This is a genomic window from Micromonospora sp. 4G55 (genome assembly GCF_016803375.1).
Genome location: NZ_JAEVHN010000317.1, coordinates 1 through 6,891, shown reverse-complemented (window position 1 = coordinate 6,891; position 6,891 = coordinate 1). Strand labels below are relative to the sequence as shown.

Here is a 6,891-nt window from a genome sequence, read left to right as displayed (position 1 = left end):
CCCAGCCGGACCCCCACCGCCACCCCGTCGCGCACAGCCACCTCCGCCGCCCCGAGCGCCACCACCATGACCGCCCGCTACCAGACCACCGCCACCCGGCTCTTCGGCTACACCGGCCAGGTGGTGCTCGACAACCCGGACGGCCCGGCGGCGAAGAGCTGGACCCTCGTCGTCACCCTGGCCGAGGGTGGCACCATCACCAACGCGCAGGGAGCCAACTGGCAGCAGGACGGTCAGGCCGTCACCTTCACCGGCGCACCCGTCCCGGCCGGACAGTCGCAGACCATCACCTTCGACGTCCGCAACCCGGACCCGCGCACCAAGGCACCCGAGGGCTGCACGATCGACGGCAACCCCTGCACCGGCCTGTGACCCGACGCCCCGGTCAACCCGCGGGATCGAACGACAGCGGCACCAGCCCCGCCAGCGCGCGGTTGGTGCGGTTCGACCGCACCGCCGCCCGCTGCTGACCCGCCGTCACCTCGATGTACGTCTGCGACGACGCCAACGACGCGTGCCCCAGCAACCGCATGATCTCCGCGGCGCTCGCCCCGTCCTCGGCCAACCGCGTCGCGAACGTGTGCCGCAACGCGTGCAGCCGCGCGCCGCGCGGCACCCTGTCACCGATGCCCGCCCGTCGGTAGCAGGAGTCCACCAGGTACTGCAGCCCACCCCGACGCAACGGCTCACCCCGCCGGTCCACCAGCAACGGCGAATCCGGCCGTACGCTGCGCGACCCGAACCGCCGCGCCCGGCTGTCCAGGTAGGCCGCCAGCACCCGGTCCAGCTCCGGCTCGACCGGCACCACCCGCGGCCGACCGCCCTTGCCGGCCACGTCCACCCGCCGCTCACCGGCCCGCCCGGTCAGTGACGACACCCGCAGCGCCAGCAGCTCCGACAGGCGCAGCCCGGCGCAGAGCGCCAGGGCCAGCACCGCCACGTCCCGCTCCGGCCACGGGTCCCGCTGCCGGCCGTCCTCCCGGGCGACCGAGGCGAGCAACTCCTCCGGGGTGTCCGCGCCCCGCAACGGCTTGGGCTGGGGGAGCGGAGCGCGCGGCCGGCCCACCGCCGGCATCGGATTGCCCGCCACCACCCCCTCGGCCACCAGGAACGTGAAGAAGCTGTTCCAACTGGACCAGGCGCGGTGCACCGAGGACGCCGCCCGGGGAGCGGCGAAGCGGGCGAACGCGGCACGCATGACCCGGGGGGAGAGGTCCGAGATCATCACCTGGTCGAGGGAAAGGGGAGTGGCGTCTTCGCCGACCAGGGCGGCGACCGCCCGCAGGTCCCGCCGGTACGCCTCCAGCGTGTGGGGGGAGGGCTTGCGAGTGGCCCGCGCCGTCAGGAACTCCTCGATGAGCCGCCCTACCGATTCGTCCCGTTTATGATGCATAAGGCATATTATGCAGGTTTTTCGGGTTCCGGGCCAGCCTGCTAGGAGAGGGGAGCGGCGCAGGCGGAGGGAGATACCTCCGGGTCGCCCTCGAGCGGGCGGTGGGCGGTGGCGGGTTGGGGCGCGGCGGTGCCGCCGATGACCATGGGAGGTGGCGTCCCAGCCGAGGGAGTGGCGGAACTCGGGGACACCCGTCCGGCTCGCCGCCCGCGCTGCACGCAGCAGTGCCGATGATGTCGTGCCCAACGCGACCGTCATTGGTGGACGCGTGGCGCACGTGCAGGGGTTCTTCGTCGGGGTCGAGCCGACTTACCTTCGGCGTCTCCCATGATCGGGTGGCAATTTCCGAGGCGGCACGCCGACATGGCCGTTGGAAACTGCTAACCGATCACGAGTTCATCGCGGCCCGCGGCAGCGCCGCCCACCCCTCCCGGAGGAGGCCTACATCCGTGTTACTTGACATAATGTACATTATCGAATCACATACAGCGGCAGTGACCTGGCCGGCGTGGGGTTGCGCCGCCTTCACCGTTCTGGCGCCGAGTAGCCATGTCGACAGAGATCGCAGATCGGCGGCGCTTCGCCGCCTGACGACCCTGCCGCGAGAAGTTCCCCCGCCACCTGCGCCTCGACGAAACAGGCGTGCTCCAACCGTGCGCCGGAGCATGACCGCGGAGTCGTCACCACCCACACACGAGGTTTCTGTCTCCGCTCCCACGCGGAGCGATGCGCAGGAGGCACCGCTCCCCCTGTCAGGCCACCGACCGGGTGGTGATCATGATTCTGATGAGGGCCCGGCGCTGCGGAAGGTGCGACGGTAGGCGTCCGGAGGTACACCGACGGTGCGGTGGAAGTGTCGGCGCAGCGTCGTGGCGGTTCCCATGCCAGCCGCCTCGGCGATGGCGTCGATGCTGTTGTCGGTGTTCTCCAGCAGCTCCTGCGCCCGGCGGATCCGCTGCGTCGACAGCCACTGCAGCGGCGTGGTGCCGGTTACCGACCTGAAGTGCCGGGCCAGGTTGCGCGAGCTCATGTTCGCCTGGCGAGCCAGGTCCTCCACGGTCAGCGGACGGTTCAGCCGTTCCATCGCCCAGGGGAACAGGTTGGCAAGGGGATGGTCGTCGCGGGCGGGCACCGGGGTGGTGACGAACTGGGCCTGGCCGCCGGCGCGATGCGGCGGCACGACCAGGCGGCGGGCGACGGCGTTGGCGACCGTCGAGCCGTGGTCGCGGCGGATCAGGTGCAGGCACAGGTCGATCGCGGCGGCTTTGCCGGCAGAGGCGAGCACGTTGCCGTTGTCGACGTAGAGCACGTCCGGGTCGACCTTCACCCGGGGATAGCGGGCGGCCAGCGCCTCGGTGTGGGCCCAGTGCGTGGTCGCGCGCAGCCCGTCCAGCACCCCGGCGGCGGCCAGCACGAACGCACCGGTGCACAGCGAGACCATCCGAGCGCCCGCCTCGTGGGCCGCGCGGACGGCGTCCAGCAGGTCGGGTGGCACGTCGGCGTCGATGTCCTCCACGGCCGGGATGATCACGGTGTCGGCGCGGGCGAGTCGGTCCAACCCGTCGTCGGGTTCCAGGTGGAACCTGCCGATCCGGACCGGGCCCGGGCCGCAGACCACGAGGTCGTACCACGGGTCTGCGAGGCCGGAGGGGTCGCGGACGAAGACCTCGCAGGCCATGGCGAGCTCGAAGTGCAGCATCGCGTCGGTGGCGGCGAGCGCGACAGTGGCCATGTCCGAAATTGTATGGGGCGTGGCGTTCCAGACACTACTCCGGGGCTGGCCGCTGCTGGAGGATCTATCTGGTCGATCTTCCGAGGGGGAACTGCAGATGGGTTCGAATCAGACCGTGGCGGTGTTCGGTGCGTACGGGCACACCGGGCGGTTCGTGGTGACGGAGTTGCGCGATCGCGGGTTCGTCCCGCTTCTCCTCGGTCGCGACGCGGGCAAGCTCCAGGCGCTGGTGGCGTCGCATCCGGGGCTCGAGTACCGGGTGGCGTCGGTTGACGACCCGGCCTCGCTCGACCGGGCGTTGGAGGGCGTGGCCGCGGTCGTCAACTGCGCCGGCCCGTTCGCCTCGACCGCGGGCCCCGTGATCGAGGCCGCCCTGCGCGCCCGGGTCCCGTACGTGGATGTGGCGGCCGAGATCGAGGCGAACCTCGACACGTTCATGCACTTCGCCGACCGCGCTCGGACCGCGGGCGTCGCGGTGGTTCCGGCGATGGCCTTCTTCGGCGGACTCGGCGATCTGCTGGTCACGACGGCGATGGGCGATTGGACGGCGGCCGACGAGGCGCACGTCGCGTACGGACTGAGCAGTTGGCACCCCACGGCCGGGACCCTCGTTTCCGGCACCGTCTCGCGGGAACGCCGCGCCGGCCGACGTGTCCGCTACACCGGTGGCCGGCTGGAGTATTACGTCGCCGAACGCGACCTGCCGACCCTGGAGTGGGATTTTCCCGCGCCGGTGGGCCGCCGGAGCGTCCTCGGCGAGTTCACGATGGCCGACGTCGTCACCGTCCCCAGCCACCTGTCCATCCCCGAGGTGCGCACGTACATGACCACCGACGCGGCCAGGGACCTGGCCGCTCCGGGCACACCGGCACCGGCTGCGGTCGACGAGCTCGGCCGGTCCGCGCAGACGTTCACCGTCGACGTCATCGTGCGCTCCGGCGGCACGCAACGGCGCGTCGTCGCCAGCGGCCAGGACATCTACGCCATCAGCGCACCGCTGGCGGTCGAAGCGGTCCGTCGCATTCTCGGTGGTCAGGCGAGGACGAGCGGGGTGGCCTCCGCCGGCGAGATCTTCGACGCGCCCGACTTCCTCCGCGCGCTGTCCGCGTACATCTCGGTCGAACCGGCCCAGGAGTCTCGCGCGCCTCAGTTCGCCTGATCGCCCGGCCACCGGTGACAGCCGGACAATCCCCGATGCCGGCGTGCGGCACCGTCAGTGCAGGCACGGCGCCCGGGCGACCGTTCGGCTCAGCGGATCGACCGTCGGGCGCGGGGCGGGTTTGGGCGCAGCGTGCGGTGGGGGCATGAAGCGAGAAGGTTTCTTACCCTCCTTCCGAGAGGAAGCAGCATGCTTTCCGCACTCGACCGTCGGCACACCGTCGCGCCGCCCGGGTACAGCCGTTGGCTGATTCCGCCGGCGGCGTTGGCGATCCATCTCTGCATCGGGCAGTCTACGCGACCAGCGTGTACAAGAACTCCCTCATCGCGCACTTCGACGCGAGTCAGACGGCGATCGGGGTGATCTTCAGCATCGCGATCGTGATGCTGGGGCTCTCGGCGGCGGTGGCGGGCACCTGGGTCGAGGCGAACGGGCCGCGTAAGGCGATGTTCGTCTCGGCGTGTTTCTGGGCGGCCGGCTTCCTGGTCGGGGCGCTCGGCATCGCGACGCGCCAGCTGTGGCTGCTCTACCTCGGGTACGGGCTGCTGGGCGGCATCGGTCTGGGGATCGGGTACATCTCCCCCGTGTCCACGTTGATCAAGTGGTTCCCGGACCGACCGGGTCTGGCGACGGGTCTGGCGATCATGGGGTTCGGTGGCGGGGCGATGGTGGCCTCTCCCCTGTCGCGTCAGTTGCTGTCGTTCTACGACCCGGGCTACCACCCGGCGAACGCCGGTTCGACGGCGTCCGGCGGCGCGCTGGTGTGGCTGTTCGTGACGCTGGGCGTCGGCTACTTCCTGATCATGATGTTCGGGGTGTTCAACGTGCGGGTGCCGGCGGCGGACTGGCGGCCGGCGGGTTTCGACCCGGCGCGGGTGGCGGCCAGGCCGCTGGTGACCAGGGCGAACGTGTCGGCGGCGAACGCGGTGAAGACCCGGTCGTTCTGGCTGCTGTGGGTGGTGCTGTTCTGCAACGTGACCGCCGGGATCGGCATCCTGGAGCAGGCCAGCCCGATGATCCAGGACTTCTTCCGCTCCGGTGGCACGTCGGCGGTGTCGGTGGCCGCGGCGGGTGGCTTCGTGGGGTTGCTGTCGCTGTTCAACATGGCCGGCCGGTTCGTCTGGTCGTCCACCTCGGACCTGATCGGCCGCAAGCCGATCTACCTGGTGTACCTGGGTGTGGGCATGGTGCTGTACGCGCTGCTGGCGCTGTTCGGGCAGACGGCGACGGCGTTGTTCGTGCTGCTGGCGTGCGTGATCCTGTCGTTCTACGGCGGCGGCTTCGCCACCGTGCCGGCGTACCTGCGGGATCTGTTCGGCACGTTCGAGGTGGGGGCGATCCACGGCAGGTTGCTCACGGCGTGGTCGGCGGCGGGGATCGCCGGGCCGCTGATCGTCAACGGGTTCCTCGACGCCGAGGGCCGGCCGGGGACGTTGACGGCGGCGGCGTACCGGCCGGCGTTGTTCACGATGGTGGCGGTGCTGGCGGTGGGTTTCGTGGCGAACCTGCTGGTGCGGCCGGTGCCGGCGCGGTTCCACGAGCCGCCCGGGGGCACGGATGAGGGTACGGAGCCGGCGGCGGCGGATAGGAGCGGTGCGCGATGAGCGAGGGTGGCCAGCACGGGCAGCGGATCCGGTTGTGGATCTCCTGGTTGGTGGTGTCGGCGCTGCTGGGGTACGGGGTGGCGCAGACCGTGATCACGGCGGCGAAGCTGTTCACGAGTTGACGGGCCGGAGCCCCGGGGCGTCGCTCCGGGGCTCGGCTCACATGCCGCCGGCGACCCGCAGCACCGCGCCGGTGGTGTAGGAGGCGTCGGGGCCGAGGAGCCAGGCGACGGCGCCGGCGACCTCGTCGGGTTCGCCGGGTCGGCCCATCGGTACCCGGCCGGCGTTGCGGTCGGGGCGGTCCGGCATGCCGGACAGGGCGTGGATGTCGGTGCGGATGAGGCCGGGGGCGACGGCGTTGACCCGGATGCCGTGCGGGGCGAGTTCCTTGGCCAGGCCGATGGTGAGGGTGTCGGTGGCGGCCTTGACGGCGGCGTAGTGGATGTACTCCCCCGGGCTGCCGAGGGTGGCGGCGGCGGAGGAGATGTTGACGATGGCGCGCCGGTGCCGAGGCGGCGGGCGGCCTGCTGGGCGCAGAGGACGTAGCCGATGAGGTTGACGTCGACGACGTGGCGCAGGTCGTCGGGGCGCAGGTCGGTGAAGGCTCCGATGGGGCTGGTGACGCCGGCGTTGTTGACCAGGCCGGTGAGCGGGCCGAGGTCGGCGGCGGCGGCGAAGAGCCGGTCGACCTGGTCGGGGTCGGTGGTGTCGGCGGGTACGGCGACGGCCTGGCGGCCGAGGGCGCGGACGTCGGCCAGCACCGCGGCGGCGGCGTCGTGGTCGCGTCGGTAGCCGATGGCGATGTGGTGGCCGTCGTGGGCGAGGCGGCGGGCGACGGCGGCGCCGATGCCGCGGCTGCCGCCGGTGATGACCGTGACCGGATCCAATTGACCGCTCCCCTGCCCCCGTGTGGTGGCGACGCTACCGTTTCGGGCACGGGCCGGTCACGGAGAGGGTGGTCACACATGACGCGGGCGTTGGTGCTGGGTGGCGGCGGGGTGAC

5 protein-coding genes and 2 pseudogenes are annotated in these 6,891 nt (G+C 71.5%); 4 read left to right on the top strand and 3 right to left on the bottom strand.

All coding sequences use genetic code 11. The features are described from left to right. The coding region (locus tag JNW89_RS22660; RefSeq protein ID WP_238450424.1) for a cellulose binding domain-containing protein at positions 1 to 372 on the top strand (372 nt) is incomplete at its 5' end. A gap of 13 nt (positions 373 to 385) precedes the next feature. Here the strand turns inward: JNW89_RS22660 and JNW89_RS22655 are convergent. Beyond that, positions 386 to 1,393, bottom strand: coding sequence for a tyrosine-type recombinase/integrase (locus JNW89_RS22655; RefSeq protein ID WP_238450423.1), 1,008 nt, complete (start codon positions 1,391 to 1,393; stop codon positions 386 to 388). 775 nt (positions 1,394 to 2,168) lie between these two features. Then, positions 2,169 to 3,125 (bottom strand): helix-turn-helix domain-containing protein, encoded by a 957-nt coding sequence (locus JNW89_RS22650; RefSeq protein ID WP_238450422.1) that lies wholly within the window; start codon positions 3,123 to 3,125, stop codon positions 2,169 to 2,171. A gap of 97 nt (positions 3,126 to 3,222) precedes the next feature. Between JNW89_RS22650 and JNW89_RS22645 the strand changes: the two genes are divergently transcribed. The 3 genes and pseudogenes from JNW89_RS22645 to JNW89_RS36905 all read left to right on the top strand — a co-directional run bounded on the left by JNW89_RS22645 (position 3,223) and on the right by JNW89_RS36905 (position 6,010). Continuing rightward, the gene (locus JNW89_RS22645; protein WP_238450421.1) at positions 3,223 to 4,284 is read left to right on the top strand and encodes a trans-acting enoyl reductase family protein; all 1,062 of its coding nucleotides are present in this window, start codon (positions 3,223 to 3,225) and stop codon (positions 4,282 to 4,284) included. Positions 4,285 to 4,473: 189 nt separating this feature from the next. Beyond that, a pseudogene (locus tag JNW89_RS22640) lies at positions 4,474 to 5,888 on the top strand (OFA family MFS transporter). Next, positions 5,885 to 6,010: a hypothetical protein gene (locus JNW89_RS36905; RefSeq protein WP_255541124.1), complete on the top strand. Its 126-nt coding sequence runs from the start codon at positions 5,885 to 5,887 to the stop codon at positions 6,008 to 6,010. Before JNW89_RS22640 ends, JNW89_RS36905 begins: the two are co-directional and overlap by 4 nt. Positions 6,011 to 6,047: 37 nt before the next feature. On the opposite strand, the pseudogene JNW89_RS22635 reads toward JNW89_RS36905, so the two are convergent. Further along, a pseudogene (locus tag JNW89_RS22635) lies at positions 6,048 to 6,775 on the bottom strand (SDR family NAD(P)-dependent oxidoreductase). Between the last annotated feature and the right edge of the window lie 116 nt (positions 6,776 to 6,891).

Excerpts from the sequence above, each read along its gene's own strand:
- JNW89_RS22645 (WP_238450421.1), top strand. The coding sequence starts at position 3,223 with ATGGGTTCGAATCAGACCGTGGCGGTGTTCGGTGCGTACGGGCACACC.
- JNW89_RS36905 (WP_255541124.1), top strand. The coding sequence starts at position 5,885 with ATGAGCGAGGGTGGCCAGCACGGGCAGCGGATCCGGTTGTGGATCTCC.
- JNW89_RS22655 (WP_238450423.1), bottom strand. The coding sequence starts at position 1,393 with ATGCATCATAAACGGGACGAATCGGTAGGGCGGCTCATCGAGGAGTTC.
- JNW89_RS22650 (WP_238450422.1), bottom strand. The coding sequence starts at position 3,125 with ATGGCCACTGTCGCGCTCGCCGCCACCGACGCGATGCTGCACTTCGAG.